The sequence below is a fragment of the Mesorhizobium sp. RIZ17 genome (assembly GCF_051127865.1).
Taxonomy (GTDB): Bacteria; Pseudomonadota; Alphaproteobacteria; order Rhizobiales; family Rhizobiaceae; genus Mesorhizobium; species Mesorhizobium humile.
Genome location: NZ_CP147861.1, coordinates 1,826,351 through 1,850,263 on the forward strand (window position 1 = coordinate 1,826,351; position 23,913 = coordinate 1,850,263).

General features: G+C 65.2%; 24 protein-coding genes. 11 read left to right on the forward strand and 13 right to left on the reverse strand.

Annotated features, from left to right (window positions below):
* The first annotated feature begins 2 nt into the window (after positions 1-2).
* Positions 3-809 carry an undecaprenyl-diphosphate phosphatase gene (locus tag WDX12_RS09060; protein ID WP_434724636.1) on the forward strand — a complete coding sequence of 269 codons (807 nt, stop codon included), beginning with the start codon at positions 3-5 and terminating at the stop codon, positions 807-809.
* A gap of 226 nt (positions 810-1,035) precedes the next feature.
* Here WDX12_RS09060 and WDX12_RS09065 read toward each other — a convergent pair whose 3' ends face one another.
* From WDX12_RS09065 to rph, 7 genes are all read right to left on the reverse strand, one after another.
* Positions 1,036-1,413, reverse strand: a complete 378-nt coding sequence (locus WDX12_RS09065; protein ID WP_434724637.1) for a YraN family protein — start codon at positions 1,411-1,413, stop codon at positions 1,036-1,038.
* Between the two features lie 51 nt (positions 1,414-1,464).
* On the reverse strand, positions 1,465-2,355 hold the full coding sequence (gene rsmI / locus WDX12_RS09070; RefSeq protein ID WP_434724638.1) for a 16S rRNA (cytidine(1402)-2'-O)-methyltransferase: 891 nt from the start codon (positions 2,353-2,355) through the stop codon (positions 1,465-1,467).
* 10 nt (positions 2,356-2,365) lie between these two features.
* Positions 2,366-2,788 (reverse strand): hypothetical protein, encoded by a 423-nt coding sequence (locus WDX12_RS09075; protein ID WP_434724639.1) that lies wholly within the window; start codon positions 2,786-2,788, stop codon positions 2,366-2,368.
* Between the two features lie 186 nt (positions 2,789-2,974).
* Positions 2,975-4,147 carry a radical SAM family heme chaperone HemW gene (gene hemW / locus WDX12_RS09080; RefSeq protein WP_434724640.1) on the reverse strand — a complete coding sequence of 391 codons (1,173 nt, stop codon included), beginning with the start codon at positions 4,145-4,147 and terminating at the stop codon, positions 2,975-2,977.
* Positions 4,144-4,836 (reverse strand): RdgB/HAM1 family non-canonical purine NTP pyrophosphatase, encoded by a 693-nt coding sequence (gene rdgB, locus WDX12_RS09085; protein WP_434724641.1) that lies wholly within the window; start codon positions 4,834-4,836, stop codon positions 4,144-4,146. Before rdgB ends, hemW begins: the two co-directional genes overlap by 4 nt.
* On the reverse strand, positions 4,836-5,246 hold the full coding sequence (locus WDX12_RS09090; protein WP_434724642.1) for a VOC family protein: 411 nt from the start codon (positions 5,244-5,246) through the stop codon (positions 4,836-4,838). The genes rdgB and WDX12_RS09090 overlap by 1 nt, the downstream gene beginning before the upstream one ends.
* 184 nt (positions 5,247-5,430) lie before the next feature.
* Entirely contained in the window at positions 5,431-6,147 is a 717-nt protein-coding gene (gene rph, locus WDX12_RS09095) for a ribonuclease PH (protein WP_434724643.1), read from the reverse strand.
* A 218-nt stretch (positions 6,148-6,365) separates the two neighbouring features.
* Here rph and hrcA point away from each other — a divergent pair, with 218 nt between their 5' ends.
* From hrcA to WDX12_RS09110, 3 genes are all read left to right on the forward strand, one after another.
* Entirely contained in the window at positions 6,366-7,463 is a 1,098-nt protein-coding gene (gene hrcA, locus WDX12_RS09100) for a heat-inducible transcriptional repressor HrcA (RefSeq protein ID WP_434724644.1), read from the forward strand.
* Positions 7,464-7,534: 71 nt separating this feature from the next.
* The gene (locus WDX12_RS09105; RefSeq protein WP_434724645.1) at positions 7,535-7,750 is read left to right on the forward strand and encodes a hypothetical protein; all 216 of its coding nucleotides are present in this window, start codon (positions 7,535-7,537) and stop codon (positions 7,748-7,750) included.
* A 318-nt stretch (positions 7,751-8,068) separates the two neighbouring features.
* Complete coding sequence (locus tag WDX12_RS09110; protein ID WP_434724646.1) at positions 8,069-9,409, forward strand: PQQ-dependent sugar dehydrogenase; 1,341 nt, start codon at positions 8,069-8,071, stop codon at positions 9,407-9,409.
* A gap of 357 nt (positions 9,410-9,766) precedes the next feature.
* Here the strand turns inward: WDX12_RS09110 and WDX12_RS09115 are convergent, their stop codons facing one another.
* Complete coding sequence (locus WDX12_RS09115) at positions 9,767-10,789, reverse strand: IS110 family transposase (RefSeq protein WP_434724615.1); 1,023 nt, start codon at positions 10,787-10,789, stop codon at positions 9,767-9,769.
* A 461-nt stretch (positions 10,790-11,250) separates the two neighbouring features.
* Here WDX12_RS09115 and WDX12_RS09120 point away from each other — a divergent pair, with 461 nt between their 5' ends.
* The 3 genes from WDX12_RS09120 (at position 11,251) to WDX12_RS09130 (ending at position 14,165) form a co-directional block, all read left to right on the forward strand.
* Positions 11,251-11,868, forward strand: coding sequence for a LysE family translocator (locus tag WDX12_RS09120; RefSeq protein ID WP_320293808.1), 618 nt, complete (start codon positions 11,251-11,253; stop codon positions 11,866-11,868).
* Positions 11,869-12,103: 235 nt separating this feature from the next.
* Positions 12,104-13,084 carry a cysteine synthase A gene (gene cysK, locus WDX12_RS09125; RefSeq protein WP_320293809.1) on the forward strand — a complete coding sequence of 327 codons (981 nt, stop codon included), beginning with the start codon at positions 12,104-12,106 and terminating at the stop codon, positions 13,082-13,084.
* A gap of 457 nt (positions 13,085-13,541) precedes the next feature.
* A complete protein-coding gene (locus tag WDX12_RS09130; RefSeq protein WP_434724647.1) occupies positions 13,542-14,165 on the forward strand; it encodes a glutathione S-transferase family protein in 624 nt (207 codons plus the stop codon).
* 278 nt (positions 14,166-14,443) lie between these two features.
* Here the strand turns inward: WDX12_RS09130 and WDX12_RS09135 are convergent, their stop codons facing one another.
* Together WDX12_RS09135 and WDX12_RS09140 are read right to left on the reverse strand one after the other, a co-directional pair.
* Positions 14,444-15,691: an RNA polymerase sigma factor gene (locus WDX12_RS09135; protein ID WP_434724648.1), complete on the reverse strand. Its 1,248-nt coding sequence runs from the start codon at positions 15,689-15,691 to the stop codon at positions 14,444-14,446.
* Positions 15,692-15,702: 11 nt separating this feature from the next.
* Positions 15,703-16,071: a YciI family protein gene (locus WDX12_RS09140; RefSeq protein WP_320293812.1), complete on the reverse strand. Its 369-nt coding sequence runs from the start codon at positions 16,069-16,071 to the stop codon at positions 15,703-15,705.
* 239 nt (positions 16,072-16,310) lie between these two features.
* On the opposite strand from WDX12_RS09140, the gene WDX12_RS09145 reads away from it, so the two are divergent.
* Positions 16,311-16,772 (forward strand): RidA family protein, encoded by a 462-nt coding sequence (locus WDX12_RS09145; RefSeq protein ID WP_434724649.1) that lies wholly within the window; start codon positions 16,311-16,313, stop codon positions 16,770-16,772.
* On the opposite strand, the gene WDX12_RS09150 is transcribed toward WDX12_RS09145, so the two are convergent.
* The 3 genes from WDX12_RS09150 to WDX12_RS09160 all read right to left on the reverse strand — a co-directional run bounded on the left by WDX12_RS09150 (position 16,721) and on the right by WDX12_RS09160 (position 19,363).
* Positions 16,721-18,454, reverse strand: coding sequence for a DUF4166 domain-containing protein (locus WDX12_RS09150; RefSeq protein WP_434724650.1), 1,734 nt, complete (start codon positions 18,452-18,454; stop codon positions 16,721-16,723). The genes WDX12_RS09145 and WDX12_RS09150 overlap by 52 nt on opposite strands.
* Before the next feature lie 70 nt (positions 18,455-18,524).
* The gene (locus WDX12_RS09155) at positions 18,525-18,977 is read right to left on the reverse strand and encodes a thiol-disulfide oxidoreductase DCC family protein (protein WP_320293815.1); all 453 of its coding nucleotides are present in this window, start codon (positions 18,975-18,977) and stop codon (positions 18,525-18,527) included.
* Between the two features lie 239 nt (positions 18,978-19,216).
* A complete protein-coding gene (locus tag WDX12_RS09160) occupies positions 19,217-19,363 on the reverse strand; it encodes a hypothetical protein (RefSeq protein WP_108702809.1) in 147 nt (48 codons plus the stop codon).
* Between the two features lie 397 nt (positions 19,364-19,760).
* Between WDX12_RS09160 and WDX12_RS09165 the strand changes: the two genes are divergently transcribed.
* From WDX12_RS09165 to ligD, 3 genes are all read left to right on the forward strand, one after another.
* Positions 19,761-20,267: a ferritin-like domain-containing protein gene (locus WDX12_RS09165; RefSeq protein WP_434724651.1), complete on the forward strand. Its 507-nt coding sequence runs from the start codon at positions 19,761-19,763 to the stop codon at positions 20,265-20,267.
* An 81-nt stretch (positions 20,268-20,348) separates the two neighbouring features.
* Positions 20,349-21,203: a Ku protein gene (locus tag WDX12_RS09170; protein ID WP_434724652.1), complete on the forward strand. Its 855-nt coding sequence runs from the start codon at positions 20,349-20,351 to the stop codon at positions 21,201-21,203.
* 12 nt (positions 21,204-21,215) lie between these two features.
* Positions 21,216-23,726: a DNA ligase D gene (ligD, locus tag WDX12_RS09175; protein ID WP_434724653.1), complete on the forward strand. Its 2,511-nt coding sequence runs from the start codon at positions 21,216-21,218 to the stop codon at positions 23,724-23,726.
* The last annotated feature ends 187 nt before the right edge of the window (positions 23,727-23,913 follow it).

The following is a 23,913-nucleotide window of genomic DNA, read 5'->3' on the forward strand; positions in this document are numbered from 1 at the left end:
CCATGGAAAGCCAGACCATCGTCGAAGCGCTGCTGCTTGGGCTGCTGGAGGGCCTGACCGAGTTCATCCCGGTGTCGTCCACCGGCCACATCCTGCTTGCCGGCCATTTCCTCGGCTTCCATTCCACCGGCAAGGCCTTCGAGATCCTGATCCAGCTCGGCGCGATCCTGGCCATTTTGAGTGTCTATTTCAGCAAGCTCTGGCAGATGCTGATCAAGCTGCCCAGCGATCCGCAGACCCGGCATTTCGTCATCGGCATCCTGATTGCCTTCCTGCCGGCCGCGGTCATCGGCGCGCTGGCGCATGATTTCATCAAGACCATCCTGTTTGAATCGCCCAGGCTCATCTGCATCATGCTGATCATCGGCGGCGTTGTGCTGCTCGTCGTCGACCGCATCAATTTCAAGCCGATCCATCACGACGTCGAGCGCTTCCCGTTGAGCGTTTATCTCAAGATCGGCCTGTTCCAGTGCCTGTCGCTGATCCCCGGCACCTCGCGCTCCGGTTCGACCATCGTCGGCGCGTTGCTGATGGGCGTCGACAAGCGCGCGGCAGCCGAATTTTCCTTCTTCCTCGCCATGCCCACCATGGTCGGCGCCTTCGCCTTCGACCTGTTCAAGAACCGCAACGTGCTGACCTCTGCCGACCTGCCGATCATCGCCGTCGGCTTCATCGCCGCCTTCGTCACCGCGCTCATCGTGGTGCGCTTCCTGCTCGATTACGTCTCGCGCAACGGCTACGCGCTGTTCGGCTGGTGGCGGCTTGTGGTGGGTGGCGTCGGGCTGGTGGCGTTGATGGTCTGGGGGTGAGGCGGGCTTCGCCCACACCGCTTTGTCGAGTTCCCGCCAACCCCCCCTCTGGCCTGCCGGCCATCTCCCCCGCAAGGGGGGAGATCAGACGCCATCGCGGCTTTTCGCCAATTATCGACGTCGAAGAAGGGCGCGGCGCCTAAGCTGCCAATCTCCCCCCTTGCGGGGGAGATGTCCGGCAGGACAGAGGGGGGTGCTGTCCCGCCGACGGTCCCGGAAGTAATCCTCAATTCCGTCCATAAAACGCGTTCTCGACATGCACCGGCCAGCGCCAGGGCAGCACGGCCACCATGTCGAAACGCAGCGAAAGCCGCCCGTAATCCGGTTGGCGCGACAGCCACAGATCCGCGGCGCCCTCGATGCGTCGCTCCGATGCATGGCCGATCGCTTCCATCGCCTCGATCAGCGTGCGGCGCGCCTTGACCTCGACGAACAGCACGAGGTCGCCGCGCCTGGCGATCAGGTCGATCTCGCCGAGCCTGGTACGATGGCGGCGGGCGAGGATACGGTAGCCTTTCAGCATCAGCGCCAGCGCCGCCAGCCATTCCCCGCGATGGCCGCGCCGATAGGCTTTTCGCCGATGGCCGGCCGTGCGCTCAGCCATCTTTTTGTTTGACCCTGATCTTTTCCAAAAACCGGTTTCCACTTTTTGGAATCATGGTCTGTCCCTAAGCTCCAGCAGCCGCCGGTAAAGCGCCTGCTTCTGCCCACCGGTCATCTTCGCCGCTTCCGCCGCCGCCTTGGAGGCCGGCATTTCGGCGGCGAGCGACAACAACAGCCGGTCGATGTCGGCCGGCTGGTCCGCCACGGCCTCCGCCGGACCGACGCAGATGACGATCTCGCCCTTGGGCGTGTCGGCGGCCGCATAATGGTCCGCCAACTCGGCCAGCGTTCCGGTGCGCATCTCTTCAAAAGTCTTAGTCAGCTCGCGGCCGATCGCGGCATTTCGGGCGCCGCCCAGCGCCTCGACCATGGCGCCAAGCGTCTCGGCCAGCCGTCTGGGCGATTCGAAGAAGATCAGCGTCGCCGGCACCGCCTTGAACGTTTCCAGCTTGGTCAGCCGCTGCCCGGTCTTCACGGGCAGGAAGCCGGCGAACAGGAAGGCATCGGAAGGCAAGCCGGAAGCTGTCAGCGCCGCAAGGGCGGCCGAAGGTCCCGGGATCGGCACGACGCGAATGCCGCGCTCCAGCGCCTCGCCGACCAGCCGGTAGCCCGGATCGGAGACCAGCGGCGTGCCGGCGTCGGAGATCAGCGCCACGCTCTGTCCGGCCGCCAGCGCCTCGATCAGCTTCGGTCCGGCCTCGCTCGCATTGTGCTCGTGATAGGCGGTGGTGCGCCGCCGGATGCCGTAGCGTTCGAGCAGCACGCGCGAGACGCGCGTGTCTTCGCAGGCGACGATGTCGGCGGCGGCAAGCGTCTCCAGCGCGCGCAGCGTGATGTCGGCGAGGTTGCCGATCGGCGTCGCCACCAGATAAAGCGCCGGCGCGAGCGGCCGCGCCGCGATCTCCGTCTGCCCGATCAGATAGCTGCGTTTGTCGCCGATCACCGAATGCCCCTCATTCCGAGCAATTCCAGGAAGAGCGGTTAGGCTCGGCGACTTCGCCGTAGCCTTCCGTCCGGAATTGCGAAAGAACCAAATCTGTTTCGCATGGCTGACGCCCCGTTGCAAAACGTGAGGTCGGCATAAAGGAAATCGCCATGCCTTTGCCACAGTGCGGAACGAAACCCACATCGGCGAATTTAACCCCTGATTCCCCGGGAGGAGGCAGGACCGAACGATGCCCAATCGCTTCGACATTTTTATCAGCCGACTTGAAAGCAAAACCGCCCGCGAGGGCATGCCCCCACATTCGATCGCCGCCCAGCCCGGCGCGCGCCGCGACAAGGCCGACCAGAAGCAGGCTCGCCACGGCGAGGCGCATGGCGAGAAGACCCGCGGCAAGCACCGCCAGAAGCACGACGCTTAAGATAACCAGCACCCTTCGCGATCTCGCGCCTCGTCATTCCAGGGCGAAGCAAGGAGCGAAGCGACGCGCGCAGACCCTGGAATCCATGCCGTTACATCGAAGCGCCGCCAACGGTGCAGGATTCTGCATCGTCGCGCCCTTCGCACAGGTCATGGCATGGATTCTCGGGTCAAGCCCGAGAATGACGAACGTGCTGGATTACCGCGCCAGATCCGCCACCACCGCATCCAGCACGATCATGCCGGCGGTTGTGGCACGCAGCCTCGCATTGCCGACCGGCGCCACCAGACCTTCCTCCTGCAGCACCGAAAGCCGCGCGCTGGATAGACCGCGCCCGGCGAGCGTCTCGTAACGCTGCAGGTCGATGCCTTCGGCAAGCCGCAGCCCCATCAGCAGGAACTCGTCGGCTTCCTCCGTGCGGGTCAGGATCTCCCCATCGGTGACGCCATGCCCTTTGGCCTCGACCAGATTGGCCCAGGTCTCCGGCATCCTTTCCGCTATCGTCACCGTGCGGCGGCCGTTCTCGACGAAACGGCCATGCGCGCCCGGTCCGACGCCGACATACTCGCCGTAGCGCCAATAGGTGAGATTGTGCCGGCTTTCCGCGCCCGGCCGGGCGTGGTTTGAAATCTCATAGGCCGGCAGCCCATGCGCCGCCGTCACTTCCTGCGTCAGCGCATAGAGGTCGGCGGCGTGGTCGTTGTCGGGCAGCGTGAATTTGCGCGCCGCGTAAAGCGCATGGAAGGGCGTGCCTTCCTCGATGGTGAGCTGGTAGAGCGACAAATGGTCGACGGCATAGCCGATCGCCTGCTCCAGTTCCGCGCCCCACGCCTCCGGCGTCTGGCCGGGCCGCGCATAGATCAGGTCGAAGGACAAGCGCGGAAAGATTTCGCGAGCGAGTCCGATGGCGTGCAGCGCTTCATCGACATTGTGCAGCCGGCCGAGGAAGCGCAGATCCTTGTCGCTCAGCGCCTGCACGCCGAGCGAGACGCGGTTGACGCCGGCGGCGCGATAGCCGCGGAAGCGCTCGGCCTCGACCGAGGACGGATTGGCCTCCAGCGTCACCTCGATGCCCGTCGGCACGGTCCAGTTCCTCGCCACCGCCTCCAGCACGGCGCCCACCGTTTCCGGCTTCATCAGCGACGGCGTGCCGCCGCCGAGGAAGATGCTGGTCACCTCGCGCGGGCCAGTGCGGTCGCGCATGGTCGCGAGCTCGGTTTCGAAGGCGCGGGCAAAACGCTCCTGGTCGACCGGCTGGTGGCGGACATGGCTGTTGAAGTCGCAATAAGGGCACTTGGCCGCGCAGAACGGCCAGTGGATATAGACGCCGAAGCCGGGGCTCCGGTCGAGCGGTATCGTAACCGAGCTCATGCCGATCCTGTTCGCGCCAGATCCAGTCGCGCCAAATCCAGACGTGCCAAATCCAGACGTGCCTGCGCGAATTTCTGGAAGGCGCGGGCGCGGTGCGACAGCGCCGTCGCCTGGCCGGGCTTCCAGCCATGCTTTTCTTCGGCGCTCATCTCGCCAAAAGTCTTGTCGAAACCATTGGGCAGGAACACCGGATCGTAGCCGAAGCCAAGCGTGCCGCGCGGCGGCCACACCAGCGTGCCTTCCGCCTCGCCGCGATAATATTCGGCCTCGCCGTCGGGAAAGGCCAGGCAGATGACCGCGACGAAGCGGCCGGTGCGCTCCGAGGGATCGGTCGCGCCGGCCTCCTCGAGCGCCGTTTCGGTCTTTTGCATAGCCATGCCGAAATCCCGGCTGCCATCTGGCTTCTCGGCCCAGTTGGCAGTGTAGACGCCGGGCGCGCCGTCGAGCGCGTCGACGCAAAGGCCTGAATCGTCCGACAGCGCCGGCAGGCCGGTCGCCTTGGCGGCCGCGTATGCCTTGATATAGGCGTTCTCCTCGAAGGTGGTGCCGGTCTCGTCGGGTTCGGCCAGGCCGTATTCCTTGGCCGATTTCGCCTCGAAGCCGAACGGCGCCATCAGGTCGGCGAATTCGCGCAGCTTGCCTTCATTGTGGCTGGCGACGACGATTTTCTGTCCGTTGAGGGAATGCATCAAAAACCCCAGATCCTTGGCTCGGCGAATTCGATCGAATTGCCCGATGGGTCCCGGATATAGATCGAATGCCCGCCCTGCGGCCACTCGAAATCGCTTTCGATGGCGATGCTCCTGGCCGTGAGATGCTTGCGCCATGCGGCGATCTCATCGGCGCTTGCGGCGAAGCAGAGATGTCCCTCGCCGGCCGTGCCATGCGGCGGCACTTTCAGGCGAGCGTCGGGCGCCGGCGGGATCCTCGTCGCCTCGGCGTTGAAGAGAAGCAGCACGCCATTGCCGCAGCGGAAGAAGACATGGCGGCCTTCGACCTTGCCGAGCGCCTCGAGGCCGATGATGTCGCGATAGAAGGCTTCCGCCGCGTGCAGGTCCGTGACGTAGAGGGCGGATTCGAGGATTGCGGAGGGTATCACGAGGCCCCCCTCTCTGCCCTGCCGGGCATCTCCCCCTCAAGGGGGGAGATTAGCTGCGGCCGCGCCGGCACCTCTCCTGCAACATTGGCGATTGGCGAAGGCCGTCGTGACATCCAATCTCCCCCCTTGAGGGGGAGATGGCCGGCAGGCCAGAGAGGGGGGCCCAGGCTCGGCATCCGAAAACCTACGCCACCGCCATCTGCTGCAGGCTCACCAGCCGCGAAATACCCTTCTTCGCCAGGCCCATCAGCGCCGCGAACTGCTCCTCGGAGAAGGGCTCGCCCTCGGCGGTGCCCTGGATCTCGACGATGCCGCCCTTGCCGGTCATGACGAAATTGGCGTCGGTGCCGGCCGAGGAATCCTCAACGTAATCGAGATCGATGACCGGCTGGCCGTCATGGATGCCGCAGGAAATCGCCGCGACATGGTCCTTCAGCACCTTGGCGACGCTCACCATCTGGCGCGCTTCCATCCAGCGCAGGCAATCGTAGAGCGCCACCCAGCCGCCGGTGATCGAGGCCGTGCGGGTGCCGCCATCGGCCTGGATGACGTCGCAGTCGACGGTGATCTGCTGCTCGCCCAGCGCCTGCAGGTCGACCACGGCGCGCAGCGAGCGGCCGATCAGCCGCTGGATCTCCAGCGTGCGGCCGCCCTGCTTGCCGGCGGAGGCCTCGCGCCGCATGCGTTCGCCGGTCGAGCGCGGCAGCATGCCGTATTCGGCCGTCACCCATCCCTTGCCGGAATTGCGCATCCAGGCCGGCACCTTTTCCTCCAGGCTCGCCGTGCACAGCACATGCGTGTCGCCGAACTTCACCAGGCACGAGCCTTCGGCGTGCTTGGAGACGCCGCGCTCGAAGGAGATGGCGCGCATTTCGTCGGCTTGGCGTTTGGAAGGACGCATCGAGGCCTCTTGTCTTTCTTCTTATTTCGGAATCGTGGCCGGCTTGTAGACGCATGCGACGCAAGTCGCAAAGGAAAATGGGGTCGCAAAGGAAAACGGGCCGGTTGACCCCAAACGCAGCACCGTGACCGCAACGCGGCACTGTGACCGCAGCGCGGCACCGGGTTGCGCCGGTGTGGCTTAAGTCTATATCTTTCAACAGGAGGTTTCTCGCCGGTATGAACAAACCAGTCGATCCGACGTCCCAGAGTCCCGGGTTTCAGTCGCCGGTCCTTCAGTCACTCGACATGCGCTCGCGCGATATTTTCCGGCGGATTGTCGATTCCTATCTGCGCGACGGCGAGCCGGTCGGCTCGCGCAGCCTGTCGCGCATCCTGCCCTCCTCGCTGTCGCCCGCCACCATCCGCAACGTGATGAGCGACCTCGAGCATCTCGGCCTGATCTACGCGCCCCATGTTTCCGCCGGGCGGCTGCCGACTCAGACCGGCCTGCGCTTCTTCGTCGACGCCTTCATGGAGCTCGGCGACCTTTCCGACGAGGAGCGCCGCGTCATCGAGGCGCAGGTGCGCGCCTCCGGCTCGGGCGCGACGCTGGAGCATATGCTGACCGAGGCCAGCCAGATGCTGTCCGGCATGTCGCGCGGCGCCGGCCTCGTGCTCGCCTCCAAGAACGAGGTGGCGCTGAAGCACATCGAATTCATCCAGCTCGAGCCCACCAAGGCGCTCGCCGTGCTGGTGTCGCAGAACGGCGATGTCGAGAACCGCGTCGTCGACCTGCCGGCCGGCACCACCGTGTCGCAGCTGCACGAGGCCTCGAATTTCCTCAACGCCCATATCCGCGGCCGAACGCTGGCCGAGGCGCGGGCGGAAATCGCCCGCATCAAGGACGAGACCAGGGCGGCCCTCGACACGCTGTCGCAGGATCTGGTCGAGAAGGGCCTCGCGGTCTGGGCCGGCGCCGAAAGCGGGCTGCCGGCGCGCCTCATCGTGCGCGGCCGCGCCAACCTCCTGGAAAACGTCACCGCCCAGGCGGACATCGAATTGCTTCGCCATCTGTTCGAGGACCTGGAAACCCAGGACGGATTGCTGCAGCTGCTCGACCTCGCCGAGGAAGGGCCGGGCGTGCGCATCTTCATCGGCTCGGAGAACAAGCTGTTTTCGCTGTCCGGCTCGTCGCTGGTCGTCGCCCCCTATCGCGACAAGGACGCCCGCGTCGTCGGCGCGCTTGGCGTCATCGGCCCGACCAGGCTGAACTACGCCCGCATCGTGCCGATGGTCGACTATACGGCACAGCTGATTTCGCGCATGCTGCGCTAGGTGTATCGATATCCAGGTGAGGCCGGCCTGACCTGAATCTCAACGCAGCTGAGGGCGCAAAGGAGAAAAACATGGCGCTGGAATCGCTCAAGGCCCAGATCAGCCTGCTGCTCGAGGAGATGGTCAATCAGCCCGAGGACGAGCACGAGATCCAGGAACAGTTGCGCGAGAAATTGCGGGAGCTGCGCGCCATGGGCCTGCCCTTGCCGGCCGACCTCGTCGAGCTGGAAAAGCGGCTCGACGACGACCTGGATGGCGAAGAGGTGACGGATCGCGAGGCGCCATGAAATCCGTTCGCCCCTCTTTTCAGAACACCCGTCGATCCTAGTTTCCTGACACGGAAATTGACGGGTCGGGCGGTGTTGCCTTGGCTGAGACGCTTTTAGCTTCGTCATCCTATGGCGGAGCAAGGAGCGAAAGCGACGCGGCGCAGACCATAGGATCCATGCCGTGACTTCCAAGCGTTGCAACGGTGCAGAATTCCGCTCCGCTTCGCTCTTCGGGCAAGGTAACGGCATGGATTCCAGGGTCTCCGCGACGGAGCTTCGCTCCTGCTTCGCCCTGGAATGACGACGGCGGGCAGGTGCAAGAAGACGGAGAACAGCATGATGCGGATCGCCGGCCTTGCGGGCCTCGCGCTGGTCCTTGCCACCGGCGCCTTCGCGCAGCAGGCCGATCAACCCTTGCTCAGCGGTGAAAAGGCCTTCGGCGACTGGAAGGCCGACCGTCCGGGCGTGCGCCGGCTGCTGAAGCCTCAGGACCTGCAGAAACCCTATGTGACGGAGTCCGCCACGAACGGCGGCGACGTCATCGATCGCCCCGAAGGCGCCAAGCCGAGACTTCCGCCGGGCTTCTCGGCCGAGCTGGTCGCTTCCGGCATCGACAGTCCCCGCGTCGTGCGCGTGGCGCCGAATGGCGACCTCTTCGTGGCCGACAGCCGGGCGAACCAGGTCCGCGTCTATCGCCTGGCCGAAGGCAGCGCCAAGCCCGCCGAGACGTCGACCTTCGCCAAAGGACTGACCCGGCCCTACGGCATCGCCTTTTATCCGCCGGCCGGCAAGCCGCAGTGGGTCTATGTCGCCAACAGCGACAGCGTCGTCCGCTTCCCCTACCGCGACGGCGACCTCGAAGCTTCGGCGAAGCCGGAGACCATCGTCGCCAAGATCCCGGCCAACCATCACTGGACGCGCGACATAGTCTTCTCGCCCGACGGCAAGACGCTCTATCTGTCGGTTGGCTCCGGCTCCAACATCGCCGAGGATATGGGCGCGAAGCCGACGGGCGGTGTCGAGGCGTGGGCGAAATCGCAGCCGCTGGGCGCGGCCTGGGGCTCGGAGGAAGGCCGCGCCGACGTGCTGGCCTTCGACCCCGACGGCAAGAACCGCAGGACCGTCGCCACCGGCCTGCGCAACTGTTCCGGCATGACCGTGCAGCCGGCGACGGGCGCGCTTTGGTGCGTCGTCAACGAGCGTGACGAGCTTGGCGACAATACCCCCTTCGAATACGCCACCGCCGTGAAGGACGGCGCCTTCTATGGCTGGCCCTGGTATTATATCGGCGACAACGAGGACCCGCGCCACAAGGGCGCGCGCCCCGACCTCGCCAGCAAGGTCACCGTTCCGGATGTGCTGATGCAGGCCCATTCGGCGCCGCTCAACATCGCTTTCTACGAGGGCGGCAATTTCCCTGCCGACTACAAGGGGGACGCCTTCGTCGCCTTGCACGGCTCCTGGAACCGCGATGTCCGCACCGGCTACAAGGTGGTGCGGCTGAGATTCAAGGACGGCAAGCCGACCGGCGAATACGAGGATTTCGCCACCGGCTTCGTCATTGCCGACGACGCGGTCTGGGGCCGGCCGGTCGGCGTCGCCGTGGCCAGGGACGGCGCGCTGATCCTCACCGAGGACGGCAACGGCACCATCTGGCGCATTAGCTATGGTGGGTAGCTGTTTGGGATGACTGCCGTTGTCGAGCGGCAAGGCATTCACCGCTCATTTCCATGAAATCAGCGCAAACGCTGGCGATTTGCCGAAGCCTCCCCAACCTCGTCATGTATGGACGGCCCCTCTTGGGCAAGAGGCAAAATAGCGGCGACGGCTTAAGTCTGGAGCGGTCATGTATTCGGCCTTTGATGCGGTCGATTTGATGACCGCTGGCCCTCAGGGGTTACGCGGATCGAGTTCCAATCATTCTAGCGCGCTTTTTAATCGCGATGACGAAGGCGGAGTGTCTCGACCCAGGTCCTGACCATTTTGCCGTGCTGCTATTTGCTCCTTACGCTGTTAAGGGCCTCGCTTTGCGGGTTATGCCGCAGCCGGCGCCCTGTATTGTTGTCCCGAGCTCAGCATTGCCCAGATGATGCGCGCGGTCTTGGCTGCCTGCGCCACGACCGCGACCTTGACCGGGCGCCTGGCCAGCAGGCCGCGTATCCAGGGCGAGCCTCTGTCGGGCTTGGCCCTGACCTGGCGCAGCCAGGAACTGGCGCCGAGAATGAGCAGCCTTCGCAGGTCTCTGTCGCCGGCGCGACTGATATGGCCCGTCAGCTTGTGCTTGCCGCCGGTGTCATGACTCTTGCGGGTCAGGCCGAGCCACGCCGCGAAGTCCCTGCCCGAGGCGAACTGGCGGCCGTCGCCAATGGCCGCGATGGTTGCATGTGCGATGATCGGGCCGACGCTCGGGATCGTCGTCAGCCGCAAGGCCGCTTGCTGCTGCCTGACCTGAGCCAGGATCTGCTTGTCCAGCTTGCCGATCTCGCCATCCAGCGCCCGCCATTGTCCGGCCAGCGGCGCCAGGCAGATCAGCAGCGCCGCGGGGATGGCCTCATCCGAGGTCTCGATGCGCTGCAGCAGCGCTTCCAGGCCCGCAGCCCCCTGGGCGCTTGTCTGGCCCATCTCATAGAGCAGGCCACGCATGGCGTTGGCCAACTGCGTGCGCTGGCGCACCAGAAGGTTGCGCGTGCGGTGCAGGCCCCTGGCCCATTGCTGTTCGACCGTCTTGATCGGCACGAAGCGCATGTCGGGCCGGCTCACCGCCTCGCAACAGCCGTGCGCGTCGCGGGCATCGTTCTTGTTGCGCGGAACATAGGGCTTCACATAGGCCGGCGGCATCAGCTTGACGTCATGGCCGAGCGCGCTGAGCGTGCGGGCCCAATGATGAGCCGAGCCGCAGGCCTCCATGCCGATCAGCGCCGGCGGCTGCGCGGCGAAGAACTTCTCCACCTGCGCGCGGCGCAGCTGGCGCTGCACCACCACGCGCCCGGTCGCATCCACGCCGTGCACCTGAAACACATTCTTGGCCAAATCGATACCAAATCTGATAGCTTGCATGACGGACGGTCTCCTTCCGCTGGAGTTAATCACAGCCCAGTTTGGCACATTCGATGCCGCAAGGGGCCGTCCACCCATCATTCTAGGGCGGAGCAAGGAGCGAAGCGACGCGCGCAGACCCTAGAATCCATGCCGTTACCTTGGCCGAAGGATGCAAACGGCGTAGAAATCTGCACCATTGCGGCGCGTCGAAGTCATGGCATGGATCCTCGGGTCTGCGCGCGTCGCTTCGCTCCTTGCTCCGCCCGTGGATGACGACTGGGTGGGCGTCTCGGCCAATCTCCAAGGTATGCCACGCCACCAACGCAGACATAGCCGACCGGTCAAAATTCTTCTCGCTGCGGAAACCAACTCCTTACATCGCTGGCGCAACGAATCCCGCCGTGAGGGAATTACCGTCGAACCGACATCATGATAAAAGCCCGGCTCTAAATCGGTTCCTACGGCCAGTTTCCAAAACCATGACACTCACCGGATTCCTCGCTTACAGCGCCGCGCTCGGCGTCGCCGCCGCCATTCCAGGCCCCGGCGTCACCGCCCTTGTCGCTCGCGCTCTCGGCTCCGGCTTCCGCTCGTCGCTGGCCATGTCGTTCGGCCTGATGCTCGGCGACCTCACCTATCTCACCGCCGTCGTGCTCGGGCTTGCTTTCGTCGCGCAGACCTTCGGCATGGTCTTCCTCGCCATCAAATGGGCCGGCGTCGCTTACCTGGCCTTCCTTGCCTGGCGCTTCTGGACCAGCGGCATCACGCCCGAGACCGTCGAGGCGCGAAAGGCCAAGGGCGGCCTGTTGTCGAGCTTCATTGCCGGGCTGACGGTAACGCTGGGCAATCCCAAGACGATGATCTTCTATCTCGCCATCACGCCGACCATTGTCGACCTGAAGACGATCACGCTTGCCGACTATGCCATCCTTGCGATGCTCACCGTGGTGGTGCTGTTCGTGGTGCTGGTGCCTTATCTGGCGTTGGCCGCCAAGGCGCGCTGGTTCCTGAAATCGCCGCGCGCGCTGAAGGTCCTGAACCGCACCGCCGCCGGCTTCATGATGGGCGCGGCAGCAGCCATCGCCGCCCGCCAGTAAGCTGTGTTGATATTCGGGTGAGGCCGGCCTGACCTGAATCTCAACACACCTTGGCGCGTGATCGCTTTAATTTCAGCCAAGCCATTCCGAAATCGGGCCATTTCGGAAAATGCATTTCCGGTCACGGGCGCTTTTGAGCAATCGCCCCACTCGGATATTTTCGGGCGCCGGCCTATCTTGCGCGGCTGAAAACCCTATTCTGTCTGCCTGTGCCTTTGCCTTGGGAGTGAAACCAATGAACAAGCCCGTCTCTTCCGCGCGCGTGCCCGGTCGCGGCCGCGTCTTCAATTCGATCACGGAGACGATTGGCGACACGCCGCTGGTCAGGCTGGACAAGTTCGCCAAGGAGAAGGGCATCGTCGCCAACCTCATGGCCAAGCTCGAATTCTTCAACCCGATCGCTTCGGTCAAGGACCGCATCGGCGTCGCCATGATCGAGGCGCTGGAGGAAGCCGGCAAGATCGCGCCCGGCAAGACCACGCTGATCGAGCCGACCTCCGGCAACACCGGCATCGCGCTCGCCTTCGCCGCCGCCGCCAAGGGCTACAAGCTGATCCTCACCATGCCGGAGACCATGTCGGTCGAGCGCCGCAAGATGCTGGCGCTGCTCGGCGCCGAGCTGGTGCTGACCGAAGGCCCGAAAGGCATGAAGGGCGCCATCGCCAAGGCCGACGAGCTCGCCGCGACGCTGCCCAACGCCATCATCCCGCAGCAGTTCGAGAATCCGGCCAATCCCGAGATCCACCGCCGCACCACGGCCGAGGAAATCTGGAACGACACCAATGGCGAGGTCGACATCTTCGTTTCCGCCATCGGCACCGGCGGCACCATCACCGGCGTCGGCCAGGTGCTGAAGAAGCGCAAGCCCTCGCTGCAGGTCGTGGCGGTCGAGCCGGAGGCCTCGCCGGTTCTGTCGGGCGGCCAGCCCGGCCCGCACAAGATCCAGGGCATCGGCGCCGGCTTCGCCCCGAAAATCCTCGACACCTCGATCTATGACGAGGTCGTCAGGGTCTCGAACGAGGATTCGGTCGCCAATGCCCGTCTGGTCGCCCGCCTCGAAGGCGTGCCGGTCGGCATCTCGTCGGGCGCCGCGCTCCAGGCGGCCATCGTCGTCGGCTCGCGGCCCGAGAACAAGGGCAAGAACCTCGTCGTCATCATCCCCTCCTTCGCCGAGCGCTATCTCTCGACCATCCTGTTCGACGGGCTGGGCGCTTAGGCGCGCATACCTCGGAGAGTGACTGCAACGGCCCCTCACGGTCGTCATCCCAGGGCGAAGCAGGAGCGAAGCTCCGTCGCGTAGACCCTGGGATCCAGTCCGTGACCGTGGCCAGGGAATACCACGGTCCAGAATGGATACCGTCTGTCGCCACAGTTTGCGGACACTAGCGGAGCTGCTGTTCGTCACAGAAAGATCCGCAACGCTGTGACGCCGAGACGTCACGGCATGGATCCTCGGGTCTGCGCGCGTCGCTTCGCTCCTTGCTCCGCCCGTGGATGACGAAGTCGGGGACTCCTCGGTCAATCCCAAGAGCTTGCGGACAAGCGGCACTCTCCGGATGATCCCTGGCTGGACTGTTCAAAAAGAACCCGTGGCCGGCGCTGCCCGGCTTGAGGCGGGCGCCGCTTCCGGCTCATATCGCCGCCGGCCCAATCGGCCGGCGGGAGGATTTCTCATGTACAAGCTTTATACGCGCCCGGGCAGCGGCGGCTTCGTCGTCGAGGCGGCGCTTGCCATGGCCGGCCTGCCCTTCGAGCAGATCGATGTGCCGAAGAAAGATCCACCCGATCCGGCCTTCCTCGCCATCAGTCCGCTGAACCAGGTGCCCGTGCTGACGCTGCCCGATGGTCATTCGCTGACCGAATCGGCGGCAATCTGCATCCTGCTCGCCGAACGTCATCCGCGGGCCGGCCTCGCGCCGGAAGCGGGCTCGCCCGGCCGCGCCGATTTCCTGCGCTGGCTGGCCTTCATGTCGTCGGTGCTCTATCCGGCGGTCCTGCGGCTCTATTACGCGCACCGCTACACCGCCGATGGCGAAGGCCTGCAGCCGGTGAAGCAGGCGGCGGTCGCCGAGATGGATCGCGGCTTTGCCATTCTCGACCAGGCGCTGGCCGGCCGCGACTGGCTGGCCGGCGAGACGCTGTCGCTGGCCGACATCTACCTCGTCATGCTGGTGGCCTGGCATCCCGAGATCGAGAAAGCGCGGGCCGCCTGGCCGAACATCGAACGCCTGTGGGCGAGGCTGCGCCAGCACGAGCTGATGCGCAAACTGAACGCAACGCATGAGATGTGGGCTTGAAAGTGCGCGGCGAATAGAGTCCGCGATGGCAGGCGGCACGCCTTGGAGATTGGCCGCAACGCCCATCACCTCGTCATCCACGGGCGGAGCAAGGAGCGAAGCGACGCGCGCAGACCCGAGGATCCATGCCGTGACTTCGAGGCACCGCAACGGTGCGGAATTCTGCTCCGCTGCGGTCTACGATCAAGGTCACGGAATGGATTCCAGGGTCTCCGCGACGCCGCTTCGCGGCTGCTCCGCCCAGGAATGACGAGGCTGAGAGGCTTCCGCCAATCCCCTCAATTCCCAACAAGCCTCGCCTTCTCGCCCTGCAGGAAACGCCGCAGCGCCGGGTCGCGCTCGAGGCCGATCGCCCGGTCGTAGGACTGGGCCGCCTGCTTCGTATTTCCCAGCCTGGCCAACAGCCCGGCGCGGGCGGCCCAATAGGGCTGGTAGTCCTGCAGCCGCTGGTCCTCGCCCAGCACGTAGAGCGCCGCCAATCCGGCCGTTGCGCCCTCGGTCTCGGCGATCGCCACCGCGCGGTTGATCGCCACCACCGGCGAGCCGGCCACGGCCTGCAGCGCGTCGTAAAGCTGGCGGATCGCCGCCCAGTCCGTGCCGCCGCCGCGCCGGCGCGCCGTATGGGCGGACTGCACGGCGGCCTCCAGCTGGTAGCGGCCGATGATGCCCCTTTGCGCGGCACGCACCAGCAGGGCTTCCGCCTCGTCGATCAGGCCGTCGTCCCAGAGCGCGATATCCTGCTCGGCCAAGGGCACGAAATCCCCTTGCGGGCCGCGCCGCGCCGAGCGGCGCGCCTCGGCGAACAGCATCAGCGCCAGGAGTCCCAGCGCCTCCGGCTCGTCCGGCATCAGCGAGGCGACCAGCCGTCCAAGCCAGATGCCTTCGGTGGCGAGGTTGCGGCGCCTGGTATCGGTGCCGGTCGCATCGGACCAGCCTTCGGCGAAGGTGGCGTAGATCGCCTCCAGCACGGCGCCCAGCCGGTCGCCGAGCTCCGCCTGCTCCGGCACGCGGAACGGAATTCCGGTCTCGCGGATGCGCGCCTTGGCCCGCACCAGTCGCTGCCCCATCGTCGCCGGCGAAACCAGGAAGGCCGAGGCGATCGTCGCAGCGTCGAAACCGAGGATGGTCTGCAGGATCAGCGGCGCGCGCACGCCGGCTTCGATCGCCGGATGGGCGCAGGCGAACATCAGCCGCAGCCGGTCGTCGGGCAGCTCCTCGCCGCTCATGCGCGCCTCCATCTCCTCGGCGATCAGCTGCAGATGATCGCGGGCCGCCTCGCCGGTCAGCCGCCGCCGCACCGCGTCCACGTCGCGCCGCCGCGCCACCGAAAGCAGCCAGGCCTCCGGCTGCGCCGGCACGCCGGTCCGCGGCCAGCGTTCGAGCGCCGCCGCGAAGGCGTCGGCCAGCGCGTCCTCGGCGCCGGCAACGTCGCGCGTGCGGGCCGCCAGCCAGGCGACCAGCTTGCCGTAGCTGCGCCGGGCGGCCGCCTCGGCCGCCGCCCGCGCGATCTCCGAGCGATCATCCATCACAAAGTTCGCTATGCGGCGGCTATGTACTCGGCCATTTCCCATATGGGCCGCACCTCGACCGTGCCGCTGCTGGACGCGGGGCAGCGCGCACCCCATTCGATGGCCGTGTCGATGTCGGCTGCCTCGATCATGTAGAAACCTGCCAATTGCTCCTTGGTGTCGGCATAGGGGCCGTCGAGCACATTGGTCTTGCCGTTCGCCATCCGCACCGCGGTGGCCGCCTGGGTCGGACGCAGCCGCTCGCCGGCGATGTAGGCACCGGATGTCTTCAGCGCCTCGGTATAGGCGCCATAGGCCGCGAGCACCTGCTGGGTCTGCTCCTTCGGAGCGTTCGCCATCGCGGCTTCGTCATTATAGATCAAAAGCATGTATCGCATGGTCTTCTCCCGTTTCTTGAAGGCCGCATCGTCGCGTGCCGGTCTATGTCGTGCGGCATCGGCCGATTTCGACAGGCGTCGGAAAAATCTTCGTCTTCGTCGCGCGATTCCGCAAGAACCAGGCTCTCGAGGCAACCACGGCCGATCGCGGAATGCTTGGAGCAACTGGCAGCGCCGCCGCTCGGCACTATCCTTATCTCTGGGTCGGGACGGATCGCGCGCGAGACGGGAGAAAGACCATGGAACTTGTGACCCACAAGAAATTCAAGAACGGCCGGCTGATGCCTTGGGGAAAAGGAACGGTCGTCAGCGGAGCGAAGGGGACCGTCTATCTGTGCGGAAACACGGCGACGTCGGACGACTACGATCCAATGGGCAAGGCCGGCGGTGGCTTCGTCGGCGATGCGGCAGCGCAATGGCGCGCCGTGCTCGGCAACATCAAATCCGATCTGGAGGAACTCGGCAGCGGCCTCGAACATCTCATCAGGCTGACTTTCTTCGTCAGAGGGCCGTTTCCCGATGGCGGCGTTCTCGATTCGCCCAATTTTCGCCTGGACGTGCTGGACGAGTTCTTCGCCGAGCATTGTCCCAAGCACTGCAGCTACAACAATCCGCCGCCCTCGGAGGTGATCGGGGTTGCGGCGCTTGCTCAAGCCGATATCGTCATCGAAATCGTCGCTGTCGCGGCGCTGCCGGATTGAGCTTCGCGACAGCCAGCTGCCAGCACAGGCTCGAGCCAGCCGCGGTAGCGCACGATCGGCCCGGCGAGCGGGTGCGATATCTCGACATGGAAGCGGAAGCGGCCGTCCTCCACGGTTTCGTATGCGTTCGAGCGCGGGCAAAGCCACATCGGCAATGGCAGGCCGAGAAGGCTCCAGCGGCGCAGCACGAGCGACAGGCGGTTCTCCCCGGCCACCAGCGCCATGGCGAAGGTCAGCGGTCCGAAACCCTCGCAAAGCAGCCGCTCCGATCGGCCGCGCCCGGCGAATTGCCGGCTCGAAAAGCCGTGCGTTCCAAAAGTCCGCGTCCAGGTCTCGCCATCCGCGCCGATGTCGAAGCGCACCTTGACCGCAACATCCGTCCCGGCGGGAGGAAAACCGATCAGCCGCGCGGCAAGCCGGCTAAGCAGGCCATCGCCGCGCTCCACGCTGGCGCGCCCTTGCGCCATAACCGCTCCCTCATGCATGGCGCGGATCTCGGCCGGAAGGTTTTTCCACGCATCGCCGAGCAGATCGGGATAGAGCGCCTTTCCCTTGCCGGTATCGTCCCTGAAGCCGCTATGGATCGTCTTGCCGGCGAAGAGCGCTTCATAGTCCTCCAGCTCGACGTCGCCCACCGCCGCCCGCGCACCCGGCGCCGGCATGCGGCCGTCGAGCGCCTTGCGGACGATCGCCGCGACCGCCATGGACGGGATCAGCGGCCCGTCATCGCCCTCGGCCAAAAGGTGCCAGGACCGCTTGATCGGCTTGCCGGCTTCGTCCGCGCCTTCGGCCGCGACGAACATGCCGCCGCGATGCTCGCCCCATGACAGCCGGTTGGTCGCCCAATGCATCAGCGGCGCCAGCGGCGACAGCGAGCGGATGAGGCCGATACGCGCCAGCCATGCCAGGCCGATCAGCGCCCGGTGCAGCACCTCGGGCACCGGCCCGGCGCCCATCCAGATCGTGCTCGCTTCCGGCCACAGCGCCTGCAGCGCGCGCAAATCTGGCACGTCGACCAGCGAAAACAGCGTGTTCCTCACCGGCACGCGTCCGGGCGGCGCGATCGTGTAGCGCATCTGCTCGGTGAGAGGGTAGCCCTCGGCCGGCCTGTCGTCGCGCAGCAGCCGCACCGGCCGGCCGGCATAGCTCGCGATGGCGCGGATGACGTTCTCGCCGACGCCGGCGAAAGGCGACGGCGCGATGCCACCGCGGATCGTGTCGACGCGCGCCATGCCGGCCGAAAGGCGCCGCACCACCCCTGCCGTCAGCACCGGGAAGCTCGACACGCCCGAGAGCACAAGGATACCGGCCGCCCTGGCCGCCGCATCGAAGCCGGCAACGCCGGCGACGAACTCCGAACCGTCGGCAAGGTCGAGATAATGGATGCGCGCTTCGATACAGGCTTCGATCAGCCGGTAGCGACCCTCGCCATAGGCCTGGAATGGGCCGCTGGCGTCGACGACAATGTCGGGCGCCAAGGCGAGTTGCGCGCCGAGGTCGCCGTCGCGGTCGAACGCCGCCGGCGCCAGCCGCGCCTTGGTATCGCCTCGACCCTTGCAATAGGCCGCTGCCTTGGCGAGCGACCGGCCGGCGATGATGAGCTCGAGGCGAGGCTCGTTCTCCAGGAGCTGGACGATGCGTCCGCCGAAGGTGCCGTAGCCGCCGACGATGAGAAGCTTCATAGCCTTGCCCCCAAGCCAGTCCTGCCGCAATTCCGGACGGAAAACCGTTTCACACTTTTCTGGAATTGCTTTAGCCGATCAGCCGCTCCCGCAACTCGGCCGAAGGAATGTCGCAACTGTCCTTGCGGCCGAACAGCGCGTAGCGGTTCTTGGCGATGCGGTCGTAGAGCCAGTCGCGCAGCGGCCGCGGCAGGATGAGCAGCGTGTTGGTCGCGCGCCATGGCCAGCCGAGCGTGGACATGACCGCGACGAAACTGTCGAGCTTCGTGAAGGCCGCGCCGTCGATGATGGCGAGGTTGCTGTCGTAATCGTCGGTCGGCAGGCCGTGCTGGCGAAACAGCGCCTCGCCGAGCGGCGATTGCGCCGTGGCGAAGCGGAAGCGTTTTTCCCGGTCGAGCCTGAGGATAAGCTGGACGAAGCCCGAGCAGAACACGCAGACGCCGTCGAAGACGATCAGCGGCAGGCTTGCGTCATAGGCCTGGCTTGGAGAGGCGGGACGGTTCGGTTCGGGCAGGTCGGTCATGGCGGCCCCGGCTGCTTGTGTCCCTAAAGCAATTCCAGGAAAAGTGTGAGCGGTTTTCCGTCCGGAATTGAGTCAAACTAGAGGGAGACACTAAGCCAGCCGGCGGCGGCGTCAAAGCCGCGGCGTTGTCGCACGCCAGTTGGCGGCGAGCGTCAGGCGCTCGGCGCGATAGGTGGTGGCGCGCTGGTCGGCGGCAGGCCGGCAGATGCGACTGTGGTGGGCGCGTTCGCGGGTCATGATCAGTTGGCGCTGACGCCCAGCGAGTTGCCGCGGCGCGCGCAAGCCGGGCCCGGGCCGCGCATGTAATAGCGCTCCGGCCGATAGGTCGGCGCGACGAATTCGCGAATGGCGGCGGCGTAGCCGGCGATGTGATTCCAGAAGTTCATTTTACTTGGTCCCTGTCCCGCTTTCGGATGTCCCGTCCGAATTGATCGAGAGCATAGCGTCGAGGCGTGAATAGTCGGTGAACGTGATGTTAATTTCTGGTCCGAAAGTCGTTGCATCGTGGCCGGATTGCGGCTGATTCGGGGTCTTTCGGTGCCTTTCGTCGCGATTCCGTTCCGTGTGACTTTTGCATCACATATGTTTCGTTCCGATGTCGCTTGGACGCGCTTCCGTTTCACGTTCGTCCGGCCCGGGGAAATTTCCTTTCGCGCGGCCCGATGGGCTGGAACCTGTCAAAGAAGACAACGTTGAGCCCGCAAGGCCAGGGCGAACCTGGCCATGTTGACGGCTGTCCGCCGCGCAACTTTCCCACAACGCGAAACATGGAAGGCAACCGCCATGGGCTTCTTTTCGAAAGACATCAAGACGCTGGACGACCTCTTCATCCACACGCTGCGCGACATCTATTATGCCGAGAAGCAGATCGAGAAATCGCTGCCGAAGATGATCGACAAGGCGACCGATCCCCAATTGAAGGCCGGCTTCGAGAAGCATCTCGCGCAGACCAAGGGCCACATCGAGCGGGTCGAGCAGGTGTTCGAGCTGCACGGTGTCAAGGCCAAGACTGTCAACTGCCCGGCCATCGACGGCATCCTTGCAGAGGCTGACGAAGTCAGCGGCGATGTCGACGACAAGGAAGTTCTGGATGCAGCGCTGATCGCCTCCGCCCAGTCCGTCGAACATTATGAGATAACGCGCTACGGCACGCTGATCGCCTGGGCCAGGCAGCTCGGCCGCAGCGACTGCGCCAACGTGCTGGCCAAGAACCTCAAGGAAGAAGAGGCGACCGACCGCAAGCTCACCGAGATCGCCGAAAGCAAGGTCAACCTGCAGGCCGCCGAATAACAGGCCGCGTGGCCAGCCTCCCCGGAACCCAAGCGAACCCCTGTCCGTTGCGGTTGAAACCGCATCGCGCAGGAGTTCGCAATGGCACCACGTCCGGCCTGGAAGGGCTATCTCAAGCTGTCGCTGGTCACATGTGCCATCGAGCTGACCAACGTCGTGACCCATGCCGAGAAAGTCTCGTTCCGCATCCTCAACCGAAAGACCGGCAACACCGTCAAACGCATCTATGTCGATGCCGGGACCGGCAAGCCGCTCGAAGAGGGCGACGAGATCAAGGGTTATGAGGTGAGCGACGGCGATTTCATTCATATCGAGGAGGACGAGATCGAGGCGGTGCAGATCGAATCCTCGCACACGATGAGCCTCGACGGTTTCGTCGAGAAATCGTCGATAGAGCAGATATATCTCGACACGCCCTATTATGTCTCTCCGGCCGACAAGGTCTCGGAAGAAGCCTTCGCCGTCATCCGCGACGCCATGGCGGCGAGGAAAATGGCCGGCCTCGCGCGCATCGTGCTCTACCAGCGCGAGCGCCCGGTGGTGATCGAGCCGCTCGGCAAGGGCATGGTGCTGACCACCTTGCGCTATGACGACACCGTGCGCCGGCCGGCGACGGTGTTCGAGGACATAGCGGCGGCGAAGACCGACAAGGAGATGATCGATCTCGCCCAGCATATCATCGACGGCAAGAAGACGAAGTTCGATCCGTCGAAATTCGAGGACCGCTACGAGGACGCGTTGCTCGAGCTGATCCGCGCCAAGAAGGCGGGCAAGAAGGCGCCCAAGGCCAAGGCGCCGCCGAAGCCCTCCAATGTGGTCAACCTGTTCGACGCGCTGAAGAAGAGCCTCAACGCGGAAGGCGGCGGCAAAGCCACATCGAAAGCGGCGGCCGGGAAAAGCAAGAGCAAGCCCGCGCCAAAACGTAAATCCGCATAGGAGAATGGCGCCATGGCCGGCCTCGAGCAATATCACGCCAAGCGCGATTTCAGGAAAACCGCCGAGCCGGCCGGCAAGGTAACGCGCGGCAAGCAGGCGGGCGGCATCTTCGTCGTCCAGAAGCATGCCGCCACACGGCTTCACTATGATTTCCGGCTGGAGCATGACGGCGTCTTGTGGAGCTGGGCGGTGACGCGCGGGCCGAGCCTCGATCCGCATGAGAAGCGGCTGGCCGTTCATGTCGAGGATCACCCGATCGACTATGCTTCCTTCGAAGGCACCATTCCGAAGGGCCAGTATGGCGGCGGCTCGGTCATCGTCTGGGACGAAGGCAGGTGGACGCCGGACGGCGATCCGGCCCAGGGCATGAAGAAGGGCCATATCGACTTCGAGCTCGAAGGCCACAAGCTCAACGGCCGCTGGCATCTGGTCAGGCTGAGGCCGCGCCCCGGCGAGAAGCGCGACAACTGGCTGCTGATCAAATCCGACGATGCCGCTGCCCGTCCCGGCGAGGATGTTCTTGCGGACGAGCCGAAATCGGTGAAGTCGGGTCTGACCATCGAGGAGGTCGGCGAAGGCAAAGCCGCCAAGGGCGAGAAGCCGAAGGTGTGGCAATCCAACAGGCCTGCCGCCGGCAAGGCCAAGGCCGGGCATGGCAAGCGTCTCGAATTCATTGAGCCGCAGCTGGCGACGCTGGAGAAGGATGCGCCTGCCGGCGAAGACTGGCTGCATGAAGTGAAGTTCGACGGCTACCGCATGCAGGCGCAGATCGAAGGCAGCGACGTCAGGCTGCTCACTCGCGCCGGCCTCGACTGGACCGGAAAGTTCGACGGTCCGGTGACGGCAGCGCTTGCCAAGCTGAAATGCCGCAACGCCATCATCGACGGCGAGGTCGTGGTGCTGGCTGACAGCGGCGTGTCGTCCTTCCCCTTGCTGCAGGCGGATCTGTCGGCCCGCCGCGCCGACCGCTTCGTCTATTACGTCTTCGACCTGATGCGGCTCGACGGCAGGGATTTGCGCCGCGAGCCGCTGGTCGAGCGCAAGCAGGCGCTGGCCGAGCTGCTCGGCAAGCAGCCCGAAAATTCGGCGCTGCGCTTCAGCGATCACTTTCATGAACCGGGCAAGGTCATGCTGCAGCATGTCTGCCGCATGGGCCTGGAAGGCGTGGTGTCGAAGCGGGCCGACGCGCCCTATCGCAGCGGGCGGGGGCTCTCCTGGATCAAGTCGAAATGCACGCTCAGGCAGGAATTCGTCATCGGCGGCTATCTGCCTTCCGACAAGACGGGACGCGGCGTGCGCTCGCTGCTGGTCGGCTTCAACGAGGGCGGCAAGCTGCATTACGCCGGCCGCGTCGGCACCGGCTTTTCCGGCAAGGTGTTGACGGATTTGAAAAAGAAGCTCGACGGGCTCACGGCGAAGACGTCGCCCTTTTCGGCCGCCGTGCCGAAGGGCAAGGGGCTCACCTTCGTCAAGCCGGAACTTGTCGGCGAGGTGGAGTTCCGCAGTTGGACATCCGACCGTATAATCCGCCACGCCTCGTTCCAGGGGCTTCGCGAGGACAAGCCGCCGGAGGAAGTCGTGCAGGAACAACCGAAGAAAGCCGGCAAGGCCGAAGGCGAAGCAAAGCCGGCCGCAAAGGCCGCGCCGAAATCCTCGGCCGGGGCGGCCAAGACGGCGATAAAGCTCTCGCATCCCGAGAAGCTGCTGTGGCCCGACGAAAAAGTCTCCAAGCAGGACCTGCTCGATCACTACGCGCTGGTCTGGCCGCGCATGGAGCCATTCGTCGTCAACCGGCCGCTGAGCCTCGTGCGCGCGCCGGACGGCATCCACGGTCAGCGCTTCTTCCAGAAACACGCCTCGCCCGGCATGAGCGACAAGATCGCCAGGATGAAGGATCCGACCGATGGCGAGGAGATCCTTTATATCAAGGATTTCGACGGCCTTGCCGCGCTTGTCCAGTATGGCGTGGTCGAGGTGCATATCTGGGGCTGCACGCTCGATGCGTTGGAAAAGCCGGACCAGATCATCTTCGACCTCGATCCGGACGAAGGTGTCGATGTCTCCAAGGTGCGCGAGGCAGCGCTCGACATCCGCAAGCAGCTCGACGAGCTGTCGCTGCCGAACCTGGTCAAGACCTCCGGCGGCAAGGGCTATCACGTGCTGGTGCCGCTGAAACCCTCGGCGGAGTGGGACGCGGTCAAGGATTTCGCGCATGATTTCGCCCGCGCGCTGGAGCAGGCGGCACCCGATCGCTACACGGCGACGCTGTCGAAGAAGGCGCGCACCGGGAAAATCTTCGTCGACTACCTGCGCAACGGTCGCGGCTCGACGACGGTCGCGCCCTATTCCTCGCGCGCCAAGAAGGGCGCGACGGTATCGATGCCGGTGACGTGGGCGGAGCTCGAGAAGGGCTTGGCGCCGAATGCTTTCCCGCTTGGCGATGCTTCCACGCTGGCACAGGTGAAGAAGGCTGATCCGTGGAAGGAGTTCTTCAAGCTGGGGAAGGTGTTGAAGCGGGGGTGATTCTTTCAACGTCGGCGGGACAGCACCCCCCTCTGGCCTGCCGGCCATCTCCCCCGCAAGGGGGGAGATTGGCAGTTTCGGCGCCTCGCTTGTCCTGCAACGTTGAAGGTTGGCGAAAGCCGGCGTGACATCGATCTCCCCCCTTGAGGGGGAGATGCCCGGCAGGGCAGAGGGGGGTGCCTCGCGC

What these genes read in the sequence shown, in the direction of transcription:
- WDX12_RS09155 (WP_320293815.1), bottom strand. Translation starts at nt 18,977, where the DNA reads ATGACCGACCTGCCCGAACCGAACCGTCCCGCCTCTCCAAGCCAGGCC.
- hrcA (WP_434724644.1), top strand. Translation starts at nt 6,366, where the DNA reads ATGAACAAACCAGTCGATCCGACGTCCCAGAGTCCCGGGTTTCAGTCG.
- WDX12_RS09140 (WP_320293812.1), bottom strand. Translation starts at nt 16,071, where the DNA reads ATGCGATACATGCTTTTGATCTATAATGACGAAGCCGCGATGGCGAAC.
- WDX12_RS09105 (WP_434724645.1), top strand. Translation starts at nt 7,535, where the DNA reads ATGGCGCTGGAATCGCTCAAGGCCCAGATCAGCCTGCTGCTCGAGGAG.
- rph (WP_434724643.1), bottom strand. Translation starts at nt 6,147, where the DNA reads ATGCGTCCTTCCAAACGCCAAGCCGACGAAATGCGCGCCATCTCCTTC.
- WDX12_RS09170 (WP_434724652.1), top strand. Translation starts at nt 20,349, where the DNA reads ATGGCACCACGTCCGGCCTGGAAGGGCTATCTCAAGCTGTCGCTGGTC.
- WDX12_RS09130 (WP_434724647.1), top strand. Translation starts at nt 13,542, where the DNA reads ATGTACAAGCTTTATACGCGCCCGGGCAGCGGCGGCTTCGTCGTCGAG.
- WDX12_RS09110 (WP_434724646.1), top strand. Translation starts at nt 8,069, where the DNA reads ATGATGCGGATCGCCGGCCTTGCGGGCCTCGCGCTGGTCCTTGCCACC.
- WDX12_RS09060 (WP_434724636.1), top strand. Translation starts at nt 3, where the DNA reads ATGGAAAGCCAGACCATCGTCGAAGCGCTGCTGCTTGGGCTGCTGGAG.
- WDX12_RS09165 (WP_434724651.1), top strand. Translation starts at nt 19,761, where the DNA reads ATGGGCTTCTTTTCGAAAGACATCAAGACGCTGGACGACCTCTTCATC.
- hemW (WP_434724640.1), bottom strand. Translation starts at nt 4,147, where the DNA reads ATGAGCTCGGTTACGATACCGCTCGACCGGAGCCCCGGCTTCGGCGTC.
- WDX12_RS09115 (WP_434724615.1), bottom strand. Translation starts at nt 10,789, where the DNA reads ATGCAAGCTATCAGATTTGGTATCGATTTGGCCAAGAATGTGTTTCAG.
- WDX12_RS09135 (WP_434724648.1), bottom strand. Translation starts at nt 15,691, where the DNA reads ATGGATGATCGCTCGGAGATCGCGCGGGCGGCGGCCGAGGCGGCCGCC.
- WDX12_RS09160 (WP_108702809.1), bottom strand. Translation starts at nt 19,363, where the DNA reads ATGAACTTCTGGAATCACATCGCCGGCTACGCCGCCGCCATTCGCGAA.
- ligD (WP_434724653.1), top strand. Translation starts at nt 21,216, where the DNA reads ATGGCCGGCCTCGAGCAATATCACGCCAAGCGCGATTTCAGGAAAACC.
- WDX12_RS09150 (WP_434724650.1), bottom strand. Translation starts at nt 18,454, where the DNA reads ATGAAGCTTCTCATCGTCGGCGGCTACGGCACCTTCGGCGGACGCATC.
- rdgB (WP_434724641.1), bottom strand. Translation starts at nt 4,836, where the DNA reads ATGCATTCCCTCAACGGACAGAAAATCGTCGTCGCCAGCCACAATGAA.
- WDX12_RS09065 (WP_434724637.1), bottom strand. Translation starts at nt 1,413, where the DNA reads ATGGCTGAGCGCACGGCCGGCCATCGGCGAAAAGCCTATCGGCGCGGC.
- WDX12_RS09120 (WP_320293808.1), top strand. Translation starts at nt 11,251, where the DNA reads ATGACACTCACCGGATTCCTCGCTTACAGCGCCGCGCTCGGCGTCGCC.
- WDX12_RS09145 (WP_434724649.1), top strand. Translation starts at nt 16,311, where the DNA reads ATGGAACTTGTGACCCACAAGAAATTCAAGAACGGCCGGCTGATGCCT.
- cysK (WP_320293809.1), top strand. Translation starts at nt 12,104, where the DNA reads ATGAACAAGCCCGTCTCTTCCGCGCGCGTGCCCGGTCGCGGCCGCGTC.